This is a genomic window from Sediminispirochaeta bajacaliforniensis DSM 16054, assembly GCF_000378205.1.
Lineage (GTDB): Bacteria > Spirochaetota > Spirochaetia > DSM-16054 > Sediminispirochaetaceae > Sediminispirochaeta > Sediminispirochaeta bajacaliforniensis.
The window spans coordinates 128,683-145,803 of the sequence record NZ_KB899417.1 but is presented as its reverse complement, the minus strand read 5'-3'; the positions used below and the strand labels follow the sequence as shown (position 1 = coordinate 145,803).

Sequence of the window (17,121 nt, the reverse complement as noted above, 5' to 3'; positions counted from 1 at the left end):
GAGCATGTCTATTGAATTTACCCAGATTCCTGATGAGTTGCTGGTCCCGGGCCAGTATCAGGAGATCGATAATTCGCTGGCTGGTTCCACCGGTGAGGAAAAGAAAGTGCTGGTTATTGGTATAAAAGGCTCAGGAGGAACCGCTGAAGCAAATAAGGTTGTCGCTATTTCCGGTGATGCAAAAGCCCGCAACCTTTTGGAAGAAGGTTACCCTGCTGCCGTGATGGCTATGAACTTCATGGACCTGAACAAAACGGAGAAATTGTATGCTCTTCCTCTAAATGAGGCGGCCGCAGGTACGGCGGCAGTAAAGTCATATACGTTTACTGCATCTCCGATAAAGGACGGAACCTTTGTTCGGTATGTTAATGGGATAAAGGTTTCCATGGCTGTATCATCTGGGGATACTCTTGACGACCTTGCAGCAGCTTTTGTGGCATCTATTAATTCCGTCCGCGACATGGAACTGGAAGCGGAGATTAATGCGGAGAATACGGCGCAAGTATTGCTGGTAGCTCTGGCCAAGGGGGAAAACGGTAATTTGATGACGGTGGAGGCTGGATTATATGGGGAATCCGATCCAGCCGGTATTGCTGCAGGGTTGGCAACTGTCACTGTCGGATCTGGAAACCCTGATATTACCGCCGCCTTGGCGGCCATGGGAGAGACGAAGTACCATTACATTATTACCGATCTTGCGGATGCGGCTAATATCGTACTTTTTTCCGCCGAACTGAAAAGCCGTTACAGCGGCCCACGCCAATGCGACGGCAGGATGTTCCTTGCTCTATCTGGCGAAGACGGTGATGACAATACCACCGGCAGCATGATTGCCCAGGCATCCAGCATCAATAGCCCCCATATTGTCTTGGTTCCTAGGGGCAACAATTTCCAGACACCGGCAGTTTGGGCCGCTCGGTTTGCGGCTCCGCTGATCAGAAGGCTTGCTGATGATCCTGCGGCCAATACATATGACACGGAAATCGATGGTCTTGTTTCCATAGCACAACGGAATGCCAACGCCCGGGAAGCCCTCTTGAGTGCAGGTATTGCTACCTATCGTGTTGATTCCACTGGGACAGTTTTGGTTGAACGAGCTGTTACCAGTTATAACGCGGATTCAGATGGTAACCGTAATACCAGCTATCTTGATGTCCAAATAACGGAAACGATCTCACGGGTCAGAGCTGAAATCAATGCAGAAGCACGGACCAGATATAAGAAATGGAAACTCGCAGCAACAAACGAGAACTTTGGTTCCGGTGCCAAGGTGATGACTGCTGATATCTGGAAAGCATTCTTGGTCGAAATGTACCAGCAGGTTTTCATCCAGGAAAAACAATGGTGTCAGGACCTGGCGAGCTACAAGGACAGCATCATTGTCGAAATTGATTCTGACAGTAAAACACGGCTGAATTATCAGCACAAACCAACCCTAATCGGTCAGTTCTATATTGGGGCTGGTCTAACTCAGTTCGATTAATCGGAGGAGCATGTATGAGATTAGCAAAGGTTAAACGAGTTGTATCATCAACGCTTGGAGAATTGCCTCTGGTTGCCGGAGGTCATTCATTTCGTCCGTCATCTTATAAGCGGGAAACCAAAGATGCTGAAGTCCATGAGAACTTTGGATATCTCGAAACCCCTCAGGCTGCGGAGCTAAAGATAAAACTGCAGGCGATCATGGATGTTTCCGAGTTCAAAGATATCAGTGATGACTCGGTTACCATCTACCTGGATGACGGAAATCAACACATGATGCCAAGAGCCTGGGTAGTCGACGCCGTTGAACTTGGGGATGGTGAAATGAGTGTTACCTATAACAGCGGAAAAAGCGAAAAGCTTTAGGACGGATACCAAAATGATATACAGATTACAGACTCCGGTAAGTCGTGGCGAACGCTCCGTTAAAGAGCTTAATTTTACCGACGAACCTAAGGTTAGGCACCTACTGGGAATGGATACCCAGAGGGATGGCACTGTCGCTCAAATGCTCCAATTGGTCTCCTCTTTAACATCGGAGAGTGTGGAGCTGCTTAGAGAATTAACACCTGAAGATTATGCCCATGTCAGGCAGATGGCCAATGAAATCTATTCAAGGTTCATCATTCCCCAAAATGAAAATGAACCTGAGGATGACAAGAGCGACCCTTCCAAACCGACGGTAAAGAGGGGCTTACCGTCGGAAGATTAGCGGCAATTGTCCGCATTACCTGTGTTGATATCATGTACTTGCTGCATGGTATCTCACTTGATGATCTAAAAGATATGGGCTGGGCAGAATTAACGGCCTGGCAAGATGATGCGATTGATCTTTACCGGAAAACACATGGGTTGAGTGATGAGTAATACAATACGCGCTGGCGTTGATCTTTCTTTGAGAGGTGGTTTTTCATCGGGAATAAAAAAAGCAGGGGCCGAAGCTCAAGCCTTCGGCTCCAAAGTTTCCGGTGCCATGGGAAAGGTTGATGGGCTTTTGTCCGGAACCATGACGAAGATTGGAACGCTCGGAGTTTCTCTTAGCGCCGGTGTGGCGGTCAATAAAGTTATCGATATCCAGGACCAAATGACCAGGCTTGGCATTCAGTCCAATATTTCGGCAGATAAAATCGATCAGTTGAAACAAAAGCTGTGGGACATAGCCCAGGATAAGAATGTAAAAATCAATCTTGATTCTATGACAGGAGCTGTTGGCCAGATAATTGAACGCACTGGAGATATGTCTTTTGCTGAAGAAAATCTTCGCAGTATGGGCCTTGCCATGCAGGCTACTGGCGCTTCTGGTGAGGCTATTGGGGGGTTGTTTGCTGAGTTTCAGAAAATGGGACTTGGGGCCGATGATGCTTTTAAGTCTCTTGATCTGCTTACCGCTCAGGGGAAAATGGGGGCCTTTACCCTGTCCAACTTGGCGGCCTTAGGACCGAGGGTGATAACCGCTTATACCGCAACCGGAAGAAGTGGCGCCCAGGCACTTAGAGAAATGGGGGCTGCGCTCCAGGTTATACAGAGAGGTACCGGATCTCCAGAGCAAGCTGCAACCGCCTTTGAAGGTTTACTAGCAGAATTGGGAGATCCTACAAAGCAAAAGCAATTGAAGAAATTAGGCGTTAGTGTTCGAGATTTAGAAGGAGATTTCCGCCCCGTTACTGATATTATGAAAGATATTGTGACGATGACAAAAGGAAACACAGATGTCATTGGCACAATCTTTGGTAGAGAATCCAAACGAGCCTTTAACTCTCTAACTGCTGAGTATCTGGACTCCGGTGTGATATCCAGTTTGAATAGTTTTATGGATGTTCAGGCCGACGGAAAGGCTATTATGGAGGATGCAGCCAAAGGAGCTTCTACTCTTAAGTCAAATTTGAACAATCTCCAAACCGCTTTCTATCGCTTCGCCGATAATAAGTTGACCGCACCGCTTGAAAAGATAACGGAACATTTTAATGCGCTTGCAGAAGATCCTGAGCGAATACAGAAAGTTTTTACCTCAATGGCTGTTGGTATAGGAACCATTGCTGCCGTTAAAGGATTAGCCACTGTCAGTACCCTCTTGAGTAATTTCAAGAATCTGAGGGCTGGGACAACAAAACTAAACCTTGGGACAGCAGGAGCCGGTGGAACGGGAATGCCAGTCTATGTAACGAACCTTGGATCGAATGGCTTGGGAGTTAAACCACAATCGAACCTGACGGAAAGTGTGACGAAGACCTCTGGTCTTACCACTCAGTCCCCTGGCCTCTTGTCAACGGTAAAGAGGACAGCAGGTCTGTCTGCCGCCACAGCTGCAGCGATAGAGATACCACAGGCGGTGCTCGGGGTCCTCCAGATTGCTCGTAATAAAGAGTTAACAAAAGAAGAAAAATATGAGGAAGGAGGAAAGGTTATTGGAAGCTCTGCCGGAGGTATTGCCGGAGCAGCTGCAGGAGCGGCAGCTGGCGCAGCCCTTGGCTCGGTTATCCCCATTCTGGGCACTGCTGTAGGAGGCTTGATTGGAGGAATGATTGGATATCAAGGCGGTAATAAGGGGGGGGGACTCCTTGGTGGTCTACTGGGCAAGAAGCTTGCCGCTCCTGGAAATTATGCCTCCAATTACGTATCGGAAGAAGCTCTTGAGGCGGCACGGAGCAGAAATAGAAGACGTAGCAGTGGGGCAACCAGAACCATCCCATCACGAGTTCCTGCCGCTGCTATACAAAAAGCTGAACTGACAGGCGAGGCATCATTGAAGGTAGAGTTTTCTGCTGATGTACCGGGAACAGCATCTGTAGAAACACGACGTAATACCATCCCCGGGACAACGGTAGAGACAGGAAATGCACGTACTGTGAGGGCTAATCAATGAGCGATGAATTTAATATAAGCCTACCGGAACCCTATTCTGGTAATTGGCGCTCGGCCCTGCGAAATAGTAACGGAAGTGAGGAGACTCCACGGAGAACAAGTTACCAACCACCAGGAGGGGAGCCCGAAGCATTTAATCTTGTGAAGACAAATGTCTCTGGTGGTCAATCGAATGATATATCTGAGTATTCGGCATTTGGAGGATGGTCAAATAAACCGTTAAATTATCTACCTCAGAAAATAAAAATATCAGGCCGCTTGCTTGGGACCAATTATATTCAATACCGCAACAAACTGGCGGCCGCTTTTAGCGTCGAAACATCGGATGATGAACCGGCATATTTGATCTTACCATTTTGGGGCCGCTTTGCGGTTAATATGGATACTTGGGATATATCGGAAGAAACGTCTGCCCAGGGCGGGTGTGAAATTACTCTCGCAGTAGATAGGGTCGGTCAAAGTGCTGGGGCTCGCCAGGAAAACAATACATCGGGGAATCTTGATGATGCAATAGCTGACCTTGAAGATGCAGCCGTGGCCAGGTTTGAATCGGTTCTCGACGATGATAATCTTTCAGTAAGCGCCTTGGAGACAGGGTTCTCCGCTATCAAAGATAAATTATTGAATATTATTGGTCGTCTTCAGTTGGCACAAAATACTATGAATTCGCTAACCAATGAGGCTCTCAATATCATAAGCCTCATAGAACAAGGAATTACGGCTCCCGGTGATTTTGCTCGTGCACTTTTCAGTTGCATAACCGCCATTACTGCGACATTGATAAGCGATGTGTCTGCTGTTGAAGACTTCTTTTCTTCCGACGAGACAACATCTTCTGGAAATGGAGATTCTATCTATAATGCCACATTGCAATTTATCTCTGCCAAGAGTGAGACAATGAATGAACTATCTCCGTCAACCTTCAAAGAATCAGCTACGAAACAGGCCATGGTTGCCCTTTATCGTCATGCTGCATTCGTAGGAGCAGCTACGACATTGCCAAACGTAGATACAATTTCGGCAGACCAAATCAAAGCCCTGTATTCATTGTTTATGGATCTGGAAGATTCTCTGAATGTAGATGACCCTAATATTTACAAGGCGGTTACAGAAAGCCGTATCGCCGTCATGGAACAGCTGCAGGAAAAAGAAACCTGGAATGAACGGTCCGTGCAGCTTCAGGGAGGGCTACCTATGTTGGTAGTTGCACAACTTTTGGGATGCGATTACGACAAGGTTGAAGAGCTAAACTCCGATATTGATGACCAGCTCATGATAACGGGGGGCATTTTTTATGTCTAAAGTTGATGTCTATGTGAATAATAAACGGACAAATCTGCACTGGTTAAGTGTATACATCCGAAAGTCACTTGACGAAATTTGTCATTATATCGAAGTGGAACTCCCAACCAGTGAACGATCAAAGGTTGAAAAACACCAGCATATTTCCGTCTACTATTCGAACCCCATGGTAAAACGAAATGTCACTATGGGATTCATCGATGATATATCCTTGGATAATACAGCTCGTGATGAAAAACTGGTCGTTACTGCACGATCTGCGGCACGCGATATCATAGATAGTAGCTGGTCGGATGAGATTACAGACAAAACCCTGTTGGGAGTGGTGAAGTATATTGCCGATCGTTTCAGCATCGATGTCAGCTGCATGCCGACGAGCAATGGCGATTTTACGAAGCTGGTCTCGTCTTTTGCATGGGAGAATGAGAGCCCATGGCAAAAACTTATACAAGCTGCTGATAATCAAGGTTTTATTCTCACGTCATCGCAAACAGGGGGACTTTATATCTGGGAGGTTGCAGGCGGGGTCAGAAAGGAAGGGTTTAAACTCATCGAGGGGCAATCGGTACGATCAATAAAGGATTCCGATAAAGGATCGGAGCAATATCATACCTATGTTATAAAAGGACCCGATGGAAATAGTGTTACAGCCTATGATAAAAGTTGTCAGAATAACCGTATTTTGACCCTAAATCTCACGGATCAGACAATTACGAAAGATCAATTATCCAGACGGGCAGAGACAGAAATACGTCGTCGAAGGGAACGGCGCATCACTGTATCAGTAGCTGACTGGGGGCTCTCTCTTGCCCAATTAAAGAAATTAGGGAATCTATCGGGTAAAGAGATATTCTGGGAAACAAATTTTTTAACCCCAGTTAAGCTTCCATCATTAAGTATAGAGGCTAATCTACTAACATCCCAAATCGAATATAAAGCTGATGCAAAATCTATGAGCTGTGATATTCAGTTGGTTCCTCGGGAGGCATATCTTTAATGGGATTACGAGACCTTGCTGCAGCAATTCGGAACCTCGTTGTCGCCGGGCAAATTACCAGACGTGATGGAGCTATTATTCAGGGCACAACACATTATGGACGGACGGTTAAAGGGAAAGAGCAATTCCCATATGGTTTTGCTGCCAGAGGAAAAGAGGGCACAGTGCTGTTTCTTTTTGAAGGTGGAGATGTACGTAATCCCGTTATGCTGCCTGTTGTCGACCAGGATGGGGTGCCAGACTTAGATGAATATGATTCGGCCCTCTGGACAAAAACTGGCGGCTGGATTGTTTGCCGGAACTCTGGATCAGTCGAGCTTTATGGAACCAAATACGGTGGAGTGATTAAGGTCGAAGAGCTAACAACCCAATTAAATAAAATGACAGCCAGGATTGATGGAATAATTAATGCCATTTCTACAGCAGCGGTGGCTTCGGGGGATGGAGGATCAACATTCAAATCAAACATAATAACCGTCCTGTCATCCCTTGTTGATAAGGAAAATTTTTCTGGCCTTGCCTCGGAGAAGGTATTACATGGCGACGGTAGCAATTGAAAATTATATGTCTATTTCGGTATTGGTACAAATGACACTTGGTACAGATCGCGGGAGATGGTGGGCAGACCCTGAATTTGGTAGTGATCTGTGGCTACTTCGGCAGACCGGAAAAACGACTGCAGACCTTCTTACCGACGTCAAACAGGAAATAATCAGGGCTTTATCATGGCTGAAGGATGATGGAATAGCTGAAGATGTTGAATGTGAAACAGAGTTAACAGGAAAAAATCGAATAAATTACAACGTTAAGATTACAAAGCCCTCTGGGGCTTCTGAAATAATAGAAGGGGTGTGGTATGGATTTTGAAAGACCGAGCATCTCTAACCTGCAGGACCGTATAGAAAATGACTACAAATCTCGTTTCACACCCTTATCAAAAACGGTACGCTACGACTTGTTGACGATGATAGGAAAGGTAGATGCCGGAATCTATCACCAATTATATGGTAATCTCGTATATCTGGCTCGCCAGATATTTCCCGACACAGCAAGTAGTGATAACCTCAGAGCTCATTGGAGTGACCGTGTTCCTATTTTGACTGCGCAAAGAGCGTCAGGAATGGTACAGTTTTCTGGTTCCGTTGGGAGATCCATTCCTGCTGGTATCCTGCTCGAGGCGCCAAATGGCCAAGAATACTATTTGCCTGAAGCCTCTGAAATTGGTGATGAAGGAGTTATCAATGCTACGGTTAAGGCATCAACGAATGGGTCTGATGGCAACCAGGATCAGGGAACGGAGCTTACTATCATATCCAATGTGCCTAAAGGCATAGAGGATACCACCATTGTTCTTGAAGACAGTATTACTGGTGGAGTAGATGCAGAATCTGATGACGAATACCTGATCCGAGTACTAAATTATATCAGAAATTCATCTCGATATGGCAAGCCCGGAGACTTTGCAGCTTGGGCGATAGATGCATCAATCGAAGTAGAACAAGCGTGGGAATTCAAAAATTATGGCCCGTTTGGGGCGTTACTTATTCAAGTCGCTGGTGGTAACCATGAAACAGGATTGTCCCAGGTTGTTGATTTGGATATTGTCAGTGACTACATATATCAAAATGCTCCCCCTGTTTTATATACCGTTAAAACGCCTGATATTATCTATGTAAATCCATCAATTGAATTAATAAGTACCGAAGATACTGAAAGTAATCGGAATACCACTGAAATACGCATAAAATCCTGGATGGCGTTAAACATCAAGCCGGGAAGTTCCATAACATCCTATCAACTACGTGATGCTATCGTCGATGGAACCATAATAACTGATGCTTCTGTTACTCTCGAAACTGGCAGCTCTACGATCCTTCAGTTACTTGATTTAGGAGACATCAATTGGCTTTAGTAATACCCTCGTCAGAAGAATACACAATAGCAGTCCAAAAACTTTTACCTCCTGGAGATTTCTGGGATCAGCAACTTGCTGATAAAACGAGTGACATCTATAAATGGAGTGATGCAAAAGGGGCAGAGCTCAACCGCTTTAGAGCCCGTGAGGCGGCTTTGTTGAAAGAGGCATATATAAATACCACCACCGAATTGATTGATAACTGGGAACGGATTTTTAATATCGAAAATGCTAACTTGGAATTGTCGGAAAGAAGAAAGCTGCTCAAATCAACAAAGATAGAAAACATCAACAGACAGGTTTTTATAGATATATGTGCTCAATATGATGCCAATTTCATTAAATATACGTTTCCAGTAAAGCCAGCATTTTATGGATACACCAGGTTTGACAAACGCATAGCAGGACCAGCATGGTTTTCAACCATCTACCTTTATATATCAAATGCGGAGGAATCAATAAGAGCTACTCTTGAGTCCTATTTACTCAGCATTTTACAATCGAATTACATCGTAAGTTTCTTTTATTCCTAGGAGTGAATCATGGGGTTATATCCAAATGAAAGGGCAATAACTATAGATGGAGAGGCGGTATCATTTCCCGGCTTAAAAGATGGGAAATTCACCATCGGGAATCCTGAAAATCCTGAAGAAAAGCCATCTTTTATCGATCCTGAAACAATCAATCTGATACTGGATAATATAGAAGCTTTAATTTCTTCAGCAGGATCGTCTCCTAATAACACAGCTACTGACCAGGTGAAAAATGCCGTTGCTGCTTTAATAAAAGAACATACAGATTTAACGACAGCACACGGGGCTGTCAGCGCGGCAACCGCATCGAGGATGGTGGTCAGGGACTCTAACGGCCGCGCCCAGTTTGCAAATCCATCGGCCTCAGCTGATGCAGCAACTAAAAGCTATGTAGATTCCCAGATATCGGGCCATGACTCGCAGCATGATGATCGATTTGTAAGGCCATCGGGGTCCGGGTTCGCAGACGGCGAGATAGGTTTGTTTGCCGATGCAACAGGCAGATTGATCAAGACGGCCAACATGACGCTGTCGGCATCGGGTACTATGGGTAGCTCCGCGAGCGTTGTCCCGTCTGAGGCAAGGATAAAAGCATATTTGGATGCCTTGGAGACGTCTATCAAAAATGCAGTCTGGCCAGTCGGATCATCCTATGTGCAGCTTCCAGGAGCCTCAGCGCCTGGAAGTCTTGGACTACCCGGGACGTGGACGGCTCTGTTTGAAAATGAAGGGATAACATTCCGTACACCTGGTGGAAATGCATTGGCGTTTGGCAGTGGTATACAAGAAGATCAATTCCAAGGATTTATTGTTGAACTCTTATGTCAAACGTTAGGTTATACCGGTGAAGCGACAGGGAGGACGGGGGCTGATTCAATAACATTCAGGGGCACAACCGCTAATTCTCAAACAGGCTATTACAGCAAAACCGGAATATCAGGGGAGAATTACATGGGGGATTTTGTAAGCGATGATGTGAATGGGACTCCTAGAGTCGGTAGCGAAACACGTATGAGAAATAGAACGTTCCGCGTGTGGAAACGTACAGCATAAGGAGGCGGCACGAAAATGATCTATGCAATCATTGATGATGACAATGTAGTTCAATCAATAATTTCGAGTGTGACAAAACCGGATGGTTCCATAGCATACCCCGACAGTGCAGAAATCCACCAGGGGTGTGATGCACGGTTTTTTGACAGTACAGGCTGCCGTATTTCTGTGGAGCAGGCCGTGGACAAGGGGCTGATCACCTCTGTAGGTGAGAATCAAACAACAGTTTGGGAAGACGGAAAGTACATAATCAAATCTGACTATACCGGTGTTCCCTACTGGGACAAAGCAACTGGAAAATCTGTACGCCTGTCTCTTGGTGAGGAACCCGATGAAAGTATGACCGATATAAAGCCGCCGGACCCTATGGCTGTGTGGAGTGAAACGGGCTGGATAGTCCCCGATGAGGTACTCGCAGAACGGGTTCGCTTAGAACGAGACAGGCTACTTTCAGAGAGTGACTACATCATGATGGCCGACTATCCCCTATCCGATAAAACGGCCTGGAAAACCTACCGACAGGCACTCAGGGATCTTCCATTGCAGCCAGGCTTCCCGCAGGAAGTCTCCTGGCCAGGGAAACCTGCTGAAATAACAGAGAAATCTGATTCTATTTCTTGAACGCTATGTTGTAATTGATTTTCATAGTTTGTAATTAACAGCATAGATATTTTCTTGCAAAAACCGTGTTTTTTTCTTGCGTTGTTTCAACAAGCACCCGGGAAAAGCGTCTACTAAAGAAATGGTACGAACTATCCTATTTTTCACCGCTTTTTGGGTCATGATGCTCCTGTCCATGCTTTTTCTCCTGCCCATTCCCTTTCTTTATCTCTTTGCCACTGTAAAGCGCCGGGTTTACGTCCTTGCTATTACCAGAGCCTGGGCACGCATCCTGGTGTACAGCTGCGGAATCGACATAGAGGTACAAGGCCTGGAACATCTTCCGGAAGCGGACAATCTCTGCTTCGTCTCGAACCATCAAAGCTACCTGGACATACCGGTCATCATGGCGTCCGTGCCGAAAATCATCGGTTTTGTGGCAAAGAAAGAACTTCGCTATGTTCCATTTCTCAGTAGCTGGATGAAGCAGATCGGCTGCATCTTTCTCGACAGGAAAAATCCGAAACAGGCACTGAGGCTTTTTGATCTCGGTGCCGAGGATATCCGAAGCGGCCATGCCAAACTGATCTTTCCCGAAGGAACGAGGAACAAAGCATCGGGGATGGGCCCGGTGCGGGCCGGGGCCATGAAGCTTCCCTTCAGGGCAGAGGCACTTATTGTCCCCATAACCATCGACGGAACCAGAAGGCTTCTGGAAGCCGAGGGAAAGGTCAGATCGGGGAAGGTGCATCTTACCATCCATCCTCCGATACCAAGCAAAGGGCTCGCAAGAGAGGAACAGAAGCGATTAACCGAAGAAATCGTCGGGCAGATAGCCTCGGCTCTTCCCCGGTAGGGCACGCTATAGGAACCCTTACAAAAAGTGGATTTCCGTCTCTTTCAGATAGAGCTCTTCAAGGATTTTCTCCATTTTTCTGACAATGGTTCTACGTAGCTCCATCTCAACCGGGATATTGGGATCCTGATGAGCCTCGTTGATTTTCGTCCCGACCAGAAAGTGAACGGAATCGCTGTCGAGAAGCAATTCCAGATAAGATCGCACCGGCCCGGGGGAGAGAGAAGAGGGATCGACCCGCTTTTCAAGGGCAAGGGAGACCTTGCTCAAGGTGATAAGCCCTTCGGTCACCAAATCGGCCCCTTCCATGGTGGAGGCGGGGGGTACATCGTCACAGCCGCTGTGAAGTCTCACCGTTACCTGGCGCCCCAGCTCCCGTGCAACCAGGGAAGCGGTACTTCCTCCGCTTATGATTCGTTTCCCATCGAATTTGTCGAAAAAGGAGGCCATCCAGGAATCCTTGTCAGGATCCACAGGAGGGCCGGTAACGATCAGAAGCTGCCTGGGTTTACGAAAATAGACGACGGCGCAGGTAATATCGTCCCTGGCGGTAAAACCGTCGTTCCGCCTCGCCCGATTACAAATGGCATGAGAGAGCTCCCGTGCGCCGATATCGGGTTGTGAGGCCACTATTTCCTCAACTGCCTCAATCAAAGCCCCTCTCCTCCAGCCCAGAGGAAAGGAAGGGCTTCCCATGCCCGACTGGGTGACCCCGTCGCTCATGAAAAGAAGACGGTCTCCCACCTCAAGGTTCAATTCAGAAAGCACAAGCTGTTCCTCTTTCATGGCCCCTTCCCGCTTCAGGGAAATGGTCTGTTTGTGAGGATCGAGCAAGCGCCCCCCCCTCAGATAGAGAAAGGGGGGATTATCGTATTCAATGATCCTCGCCCTTCCGTCTGCAGTAATATCGGCGATGGAAAAGGTGGAGTAGCTGATCTTTCGCACCGCACAGACCGGCAAGGTGTTCATGATAATGGTTGCGCTGGTTCTCACATCCAGCCTCTGGGTAACGAATCGCTGCGCCATGGTGGCCGTCAGGTTCGCCAGCACGTTGGCTTTCACCCCGCTGCCGAGACCGTCTGAAAGGGTACAGACAATCCTTCCGTCCTCTTTTTGACGGGAAAGGAGGAAGACATCGCCTCCTATTCGCTCACCCGCCTTGAAATGTTGTCCGTAGTCGACCTCGATAAAGGAATTACCTGCCCTCACCGCCACCTCCGGAACTCTTAAAGACATCGATAAGGCTGGAAAGGATGATCTCGGTCTCGGCGGCGCTTTCACCGAGGAGACCTGCGATCTGCTGGACCGTTGCAAGGTTCTTCGCGATGACGGCCTCGGCGTTTTTGATCACCGTGTCCCTCCGTTTGGTGAGGCTCGTCACATCTTCAAAAAGGACCCCGGTAAAACGGTCCCGTTCGATGATGAATATCAGGACCTTCATGATCCGTCCCCGATACTCAAGCCGTTTTTCCACCAGTTCCCGCTCTCCCCCTTGAATTCGCCTGATTCCCTCTGTCTCGGGAAGAAAACGAGCAGCGGGCCTGCCGACCATGTTGTCGATAATGACCTCATCGATCTCTTCGGGAGGAAAGTCGGAAAAGAATTCGAGGAATTTTCGATTACACTCGACCACATTCATCTCGTCATCGACGATGACGACCCCCAGAGGGATCGCCTTTATGATGGCGTTCATCTTTTTTTGGGCAATCCGGCGCATCGAAGCGACACACATCGCCTTTTCTGCCTTTCCTTCTATCCATGCCGCGGCAAAATCGGCACAGGTGTGATAACCGCAGCCCCCACAGTTGAGGCGATCCTCCTTACGTTCTTTTCCCAAACGAATAAGGGCCGATTCAATCTCCTCGGAAGAAAAGTGCCGACGATCAACTCCCCGATCGGCTTGCCACCGCTTGGAAAGCTTCTCATCTCCGACAGGCGCCAAGCTTGATGCAGCCTCCCCCTCCTCGCTTCTTCGGGCGGCAGTCTCTATGACCCGAAGCCGTTTTGAAACAAGGCTCCGCTTTTTATCGGTTGCCGGACCGTTGATGCAGCCCCCCTTGCATGCAAGGAACTCAAGGAAAAGGGGTCTTCCGGAGGCCTGTTCCCCAAGATCATCAAGGCTTCGCATGATCGACTCCGTACCGGAAAGAGAGATCATCGTGGCATCGATAATCTGTGCCTTCTCTTTTATGGAAGCGATCATACCGCCATCCACGGGGTAGAGGGATCCGCCCCGGGAGGCCATTCCATCGAAGGAGGCGGGTTCAATACTTCGAAGATCGATTCCTGCATCGTCAAACCATCGTCGAAGCTCGTCGAAGGTAAGCACCACATCGACACATTCTTCATGCTTATCCCCCTCCTGCTTCTTTGCAATACAGGGACCGGCAAAGACGATGCCGGCCTTATCGCCGTAACGCTGTTTCAGCATCAATGCATGGGCAAGCATCGGGCTTTTCCAGGGAGAAAGATGGGAAGCCAACCGGGGATAGTACTTTTCCACCAGTTCGGTCACGGCGGGGCAAGCGGTAGAGAGAGAAAGGGAACTGGAAAACGAACGACGAATGGCCGAAGAAACCACCTCCGCTCCAATACTGGTCTCACCGGCAGAGCGAAAGCCGAGGGCAAGGAGGGCAGCCGCCATTTGACCGGGAGAACAGGCAAATTCGGAAACCCAGCTTGGAGCGATGGAGATGTGGCAGGATTCCCTACGGGCAAGGAGGAGTTTTGCCCTCGGCAGGTCCTCCCGCATCCGTTTCGCCCCGACGGGACAGACCGTTACACAGTGACCGCAGTAGAGACATAAATCCTGTACAACCACGGCATGGCCGTCTTTCACCTCAATAGCCTTTACAGGACACTCTCTCACACATTTATAGCAGTCCTGACAGGCCGCCTGTTCGGTATAAATCGCTGGTTTCATTATCCTTCCGTTTTCGCCCCAAACCGACTTCGAAGCAGATCGATAATACTCCCTGGGGCAGCCTCGTGATAGATCTCACCATCTATAATAACGTTGGGCCCCTGCCCACAGCAATCGGTGCACAGACACCCTTTAAGAGCGACCCGATCAGAAAGCCCTTCTGTTTCGAGAAATTGTTCCAACGCCGCCAGCAGGTCCCGATTTCCCCGTACATAACAGGAGCTTCCCATACAGATCTCTATGGTCATAGCCACTCCTTTTTATCGGTATTTTTTTACCGATAAAATATAATCTATTATGCAAAAACCTTCAAGCCTGCAGCACTTTTTACGATTAGCTCACAGGATTCTCACACAATCCTTAGATACTGGCTGCAGGCTACAGGCTGGAAGGGGCAATAGATGAAACACATTGGCATTATGCAGATACCGGAACTCCTACCGAGCCAGGCTCTCGGTAAGATTGCATCGAGCTTTTACTACGTACATTACGAAACATTGGTAGAGGAACTGCTGGAGTTCATCAGAGAACAGGGTGAAGATATTCCCGCTTTCGGGGTCGTAAACGACAAGATGGAACCAATAGGCCTGATCGACCAGAATCAGTTGACAAGCCTCTTGAGCCGCCCCTTCGGCCGCGACGTCTTAAAAAATCGATCGGTAAAAAAGATTACCATGCAGCGCCCCTCCTTCAAGCTTCGGGAACATATCCTGGTCGTCTCCGAATATCTCGCGGAGGCCCTTTCAAGCAAAGAGGAATCGGTCTTCATCATCATCGATGAAGCCGGCCACTTTTGCGGTACCTTCTCGACCCTCGATCTTCTGACCTTTCTTTCCGACCTGTCGAGACAGGATATCGATCTTGCACACAATGTACAAAAGCGCATCGTTCAGGAACGGCAAGCCGTTCTCACCACCCATCTCGAAGTGGTTGCAAGCTCAACCACGGCAAAGGGAGTCGGAGGCGATTTCTACGCGGTAAAGAAGATCGGCGGCAGCACATGGTTCATCACGATTTGTGATGTTTCGGGCAAAGGGGTCGCGGCCTCTATTGTCACGGCTATGCTGCACGGAAGTGTCGAAACCTTTGATTTCTCCCGACACAACCTGGTCGATTTCGTCACCCATGTAAACCGATCGGTCTTTTCAACCTTTGAAGGAGACAAATTCCTCACGGGAATCTTTCTGGTTTTCGATGAAAAGAGCGGCAGGATCACCATCCTCGACATGGGGCACTCCTATTTCGGGCTTCTACGGGGAGAAAAATTGCTGAAGGTGATCACCTCGAACGAGAATCTCCCCATAGGCATTACCCCGCAGATCGAACCGAAACCGAGTACCTTTACCCTCCTTCGAAAGGATATCCTCATCCTCGTCACCGATGGCCTGACCGAACAGCAGAACCTTGATGGCCAGGAATACTCCATGACACGCCTCTTTTCCGTGATAAAAACGTATCGGGAGGAGGGACCGGAATCCATCAGAGACCATATCCGAAAGGACTTCAATCGCTTTCGGGGGGACGCTCCCTACCACGACGATGTAACATTCCTCATTTTTCGCTATCCCGACGCAAAAGAAGTGGAAATGGACCTATCTCCCGAACAAACCATGCAATGGGAGATAGCATAGCCCTCAGTCGTAACTGCGGGCAACCGCAACACAATTGCCGGCCTCGCTGAAGACGACCCCTCTGTTCCAGAACTCGACAGCGGCAAAGAGGGCGTTGCCTCCATCGTCATCGCGGCTCGTGCTGGTGCGAAAAGAGACATAGTTCATCATCGCTTCAAAATCATGCTTCTCGAACGCCTCCCGTTTTTTCGCGTAAAAGCTGTTCCACTCCGCGATATTCCTAAAGCCTTCGCCCTCGTCTTCTACGATGAGGTGAGCCGAATGGGTGGAAAAACGGAACCAGACGCCGATTTTTTTATTCGGATCATTTTTATTTCCGTGCCGGACGCCGTTCTTAATCAGCTCACTGATCTGTTGTTCAAGGAGATTGAAATCCCTGATTTCGGTCGGAGCCTTTTGCACAATCAGCTGACTGAGGTGACGGACCTTCTTCAGATCGAGATGAAAGTCCTTGTGGAACATCCCTTCCCGCTTGAGTAGCGGGTGATTATCATCCTGAAGAATCCATTTCTCGTCATGGCCCTCCTGTTTTTCACTGTCGGTACCGGAGGCGGCAAGCAGAGACAAAGCCTCTTCCCGCACTTCGACCATGGGAAGGAAGCCGGTAAGCTTGGTATATTCGATAACCGATCGTACCGTTCCGTGGATACCGCACAAGAAAAGCGGTGCCTTCATACGGTGAGCGGTGGTGAAGACCGAAATAAGCACCCCCACCCCGCTGGAATCGATATAACTCAGCTCCCCGCAATCGATAAGGAAACGGCGAAAACCCGCTATTCGCTGTTTGTCAAATTCCGTCTTCAGAATCGATGCCGAATAGAGATCCATCTCCCCTTCGAGAATGAAAATGGCGATTGAATTATGCCGTTTACTTGTGCAGGTCATGGTATACACACTCCTTTGGACAAAGCATGCAGAAAATTGATCAAGCATTGGTAAGTATTCTGTAAAAAAGGGGTTCAATTGT

18 protein-coding genes are annotated in these 17,121 nt (G+C 48.1%); 14 read left to right on the top strand and 4 right to left on the bottom strand.

Annotation, left to right across the window (positions count from 1 at the left end; translation table 11 throughout):
• Nucleotides 1-4: 4 nt before the first annotated feature.
• The 13 genes from F459_RS0112730 to F459_RS0112670 all read left to right on the top strand — a co-directional run bounded on the left by F459_RS0112730 (nucleotide 5) and on the right by F459_RS0112670 (nucleotide 11,600).
• Nucleotides 5-1,483 (top strand): phage tail sheath subtilisin-like domain-containing protein, encoded by a 1,479-nt coding sequence (locus F459_RS0112730; protein WP_020613104.1) that lies wholly within the window; start codon nucleotides 5-7, stop codon nucleotides 1,481-1,483.
• Nucleotides 1,484-1,497: 14 nt separating this feature from the next.
• The gene (locus F459_RS0112725; RefSeq protein WP_020613103.1) at nucleotides 1,498-1,848 is read left to right on the top strand and encodes a phage tail tube protein; all 351 of its coding nucleotides are present in this window, start codon (nucleotides 1,498-1,500) and stop codon (nucleotides 1,846-1,848) included.
• Nucleotides 1,849-1,861: 13 nt separating this feature from the next.
• Nucleotides 1,862-2,194, top strand: coding sequence for a phage tail assembly protein (locus F459_RS0112720; protein ID WP_020613102.1), 333 nt, complete (start codon nucleotides 1,862-1,864; stop codon nucleotides 2,192-2,194).
• Nucleotides 2,195-2,341: 147 nt separating this feature from the next.
• On the top strand, nucleotides 2,342-4,345 hold the full coding sequence (locus F459_RS0112715; protein ID WP_020613101.1) for a phage tail tape measure protein: 2,004 nt from the start codon (nucleotides 2,342-2,344) through the stop codon (nucleotides 4,343-4,345).
• On the top strand, nucleotides 4,342-5,646 hold the full coding sequence (locus F459_RS0112710) for a hypothetical protein (protein WP_020613100.1): 1,305 nt from the start codon (nucleotides 4,342-4,344) through the stop codon (nucleotides 5,644-5,646). Before F459_RS0112715 ends, F459_RS0112710 begins: the two co-directional genes overlap by 4 nt.
• The gene (locus tag F459_RS0112705) at nucleotides 5,639-6,643 is read left to right on the top strand and encodes a hypothetical protein (RefSeq protein WP_020613099.1); all 1,005 of its coding nucleotides are present in this window, start codon (nucleotides 5,639-5,641) and stop codon (nucleotides 6,641-6,643) included. Before F459_RS0112710 ends, F459_RS0112705 begins: the two co-directional genes overlap by 8 nt.
• Nucleotides 6,643-7,200 (top strand): hypothetical protein, encoded by a 558-nt coding sequence (locus F459_RS0112700; RefSeq protein WP_020613098.1) that lies wholly within the window; start codon nucleotides 6,643-6,645, stop codon nucleotides 7,198-7,200. The genes F459_RS0112705 and F459_RS0112700 overlap by 1 nt, the downstream gene beginning before the upstream one ends.
• Complete coding sequence (locus F459_RS0112695) at nucleotides 7,181-7,510, top strand: phage GP46 family protein (RefSeq protein WP_020613097.1); 330 nt, start codon at nucleotides 7,181-7,183, stop codon at nucleotides 7,508-7,510. Before F459_RS0112700 ends, F459_RS0112695 begins: the two co-directional genes overlap by 20 nt.
• Nucleotides 7,500-8,555 (top strand): baseplate J/gp47 family protein, encoded by a 1,056-nt coding sequence (locus F459_RS0112690; protein ID WP_020613096.1) that lies wholly within the window; start codon nucleotides 7,500-7,502, stop codon nucleotides 8,553-8,555. The genes F459_RS0112695 and F459_RS0112690 overlap by 11 nt, the downstream gene beginning before the upstream one ends.
• Nucleotides 8,546-9,091 carry a putative phage tail protein gene (locus tag F459_RS0112685; protein WP_020613095.1) on the top strand — a complete coding sequence of 182 codons (546 nt, stop codon included), beginning with the start codon at nucleotides 8,546-8,548 and terminating at the stop codon, nucleotides 9,089-9,091. The genes F459_RS0112690 and F459_RS0112685 overlap by 10 nt, the downstream gene beginning before the upstream one ends.
• Before the next feature lie 9 nt (nucleotides 9,092-9,100).
• Nucleotides 9,101-10,144 (top strand): hypothetical protein, encoded by a 1,044-nt coding sequence (locus F459_RS23220; protein ID WP_020613094.1) that lies wholly within the window; start codon nucleotides 9,101-9,103, stop codon nucleotides 10,142-10,144.
• 15 nt (nucleotides 10,145-10,159) lie between these two features.
• Entirely contained in the window at nucleotides 10,160-10,765 is a 606-nt protein-coding gene (locus F459_RS0112675; RefSeq protein WP_020613093.1) for a tail fiber assembly protein, read from the top strand.
• A 121-nt stretch (nucleotides 10,766-10,886) separates the two neighbouring features.
• On the top strand, nucleotides 10,887-11,600 hold the full coding sequence (locus F459_RS0112670) for a lysophospholipid acyltransferase family protein (RefSeq protein WP_026295022.1): 714 nt from the start codon (nucleotides 10,887-10,889) through the stop codon (nucleotides 11,598-11,600).
• A gap of 18 nt (nucleotides 11,601-11,618) precedes the next feature.
• On the opposite strand, the gene F459_RS0112665 is transcribed toward F459_RS0112670, so the two are convergent.
• From F459_RS0112665 to F459_RS0112655, 3 genes are read right to left on the bottom strand one after another with little or no spacing between them, the layout of a single operon-like run.
• The gene (locus F459_RS0112665; RefSeq protein WP_020613090.1) at nucleotides 11,619-12,809 is read right to left on the bottom strand and encodes a SpoIIE family protein phosphatase; all 1,191 of its coding nucleotides are present in this window, start codon (nucleotides 12,807-12,809) and stop codon (nucleotides 11,619-11,621) included.
• Complete coding sequence (locus F459_RS0112660) at nucleotides 12,796-14,523, bottom strand: [Fe-Fe] hydrogenase large subunit C-terminal domain-containing protein (RefSeq protein WP_020613089.1); 1,728 nt, start codon at nucleotides 14,521-14,523, stop codon at nucleotides 12,796-12,798. Before F459_RS0112660 ends, F459_RS0112665 begins: the two co-directional genes overlap by 14 nt.
• A complete protein-coding gene (locus F459_RS0112655; RefSeq protein WP_020613088.1) occupies nucleotides 14,523-14,771 on the bottom strand; it encodes a (2Fe-2S) ferredoxin domain-containing protein in 249 nt (82 codons plus the stop codon). The genes F459_RS0112660 and F459_RS0112655 overlap by 1 nt, the downstream gene beginning before the upstream one ends.
• 153 nt (nucleotides 14,772-14,924) lie before the next feature.
• On the opposite strand from F459_RS0112655, the gene F459_RS0112650 reads away from it, so the two are divergent.
• Entirely contained in the window at nucleotides 14,925-16,154 is a 1,230-nt protein-coding gene (locus tag F459_RS0112650; RefSeq protein ID WP_020613087.1) for a SpoIIE family protein phosphatase, read from the top strand.
• 3 nt (nucleotides 16,155-16,157) lie between these two features.
• Here the strand turns inward: F459_RS0112650 and F459_RS24755 are convergent, their stop codons facing one another.
• Nucleotides 16,158-17,039 (bottom strand): anti-sigma factor antagonist, encoded by an 882-nt coding sequence (locus F459_RS24755; protein ID WP_020613086.1) that lies wholly within the window; start codon nucleotides 17,037-17,039, stop codon nucleotides 16,158-16,160.
• Nucleotides 17,040-17,121: the final 82 nt, after the last annotated feature.

Coding starts and splice junctions, on each gene's coding strand:
- F459_RS0112730 (WP_020613104.1), top strand. CDS start 5: ATGTCTATTGAATTTACCCAGATTCCTGATGAGTTGCTGGTCCCGGGC.
- F459_RS0112725 (WP_020613103.1), top strand. CDS start 1,498: ATGAGATTAGCAAAGGTTAAACGAGTTGTATCATCAACGCTTGGAGAA.
- F459_RS0112720 (WP_020613102.1), top strand. CDS start 1,862: ATGATATACAGATTACAGACTCCGGTAAGTCGTGGCGAACGCTCCGTT.
- F459_RS0112715 (WP_020613101.1), top strand. CDS start 2,342: ATGAGTAATACAATACGCGCTGGCGTTGATCTTTCTTTGAGAGGTGGT.
- F459_RS0112710 (WP_020613100.1), top strand. CDS start 4,342: ATGAGCGATGAATTTAATATAAGCCTACCGGAACCCTATTCTGGTAAT.
- F459_RS0112705 (WP_020613099.1), top strand. CDS start 5,639: ATGTCTAAAGTTGATGTCTATGTGAATAATAAACGGACAAATCTGCAC.
- F459_RS0112700 (WP_020613098.1), top strand. CDS start 6,643: ATGGGATTACGAGACCTTGCTGCAGCAATTCGGAACCTCGTTGTCGCC.
- F459_RS0112695 (WP_020613097.1), top strand. CDS start 7,181: ATGGCGACGGTAGCAATTGAAAATTATATGTCTATTTCGGTATTGGTA.
- F459_RS0112690 (WP_020613096.1), top strand. CDS start 7,500: ATGGATTTTGAAAGACCGAGCATCTCTAACCTGCAGGACCGTATAGAA.
- F459_RS23220 (WP_020613094.1), top strand. CDS start 9,101: ATGGGGTTATATCCAAATGAAAGGGCAATAACTATAGATGGAGAGGCG.
- F459_RS0112675 (WP_020613093.1), top strand. CDS start 10,160: ATGATCTATGCAATCATTGATGATGACAATGTAGTTCAATCAATAATT.
- F459_RS0112670 (WP_026295022.1), top strand. CDS start 10,887: ATGGTACGAACTATCCTATTTTTCACCGCTTTTTGGGTCATGATGCTC.
- F459_RS0112660 (WP_020613089.1), bottom strand. CDS start 14,523: ATGAAACCAGCGATTTATACCGAACAGGCGGCCTGTCAGGACTGCTAT.
- F459_RS0112655 (WP_020613088.1), bottom strand. CDS start 14,771: ATGACCATAGAGATCTGTATGGGAAGCTCCTGTTATGTACGGGGAAAT.
- F459_RS0112650 (WP_020613087.1), top strand. CDS start 14,925: ATGAAACACATTGGCATTATGCAGATACCGGAACTCCTACCGAGCCAG.
- F459_RS24755 (WP_020613086.1), bottom strand. CDS start 17,039: ATGACCTGCACAAGTAAACGGCATAATTCAATCGCCATTTTCATTCTC.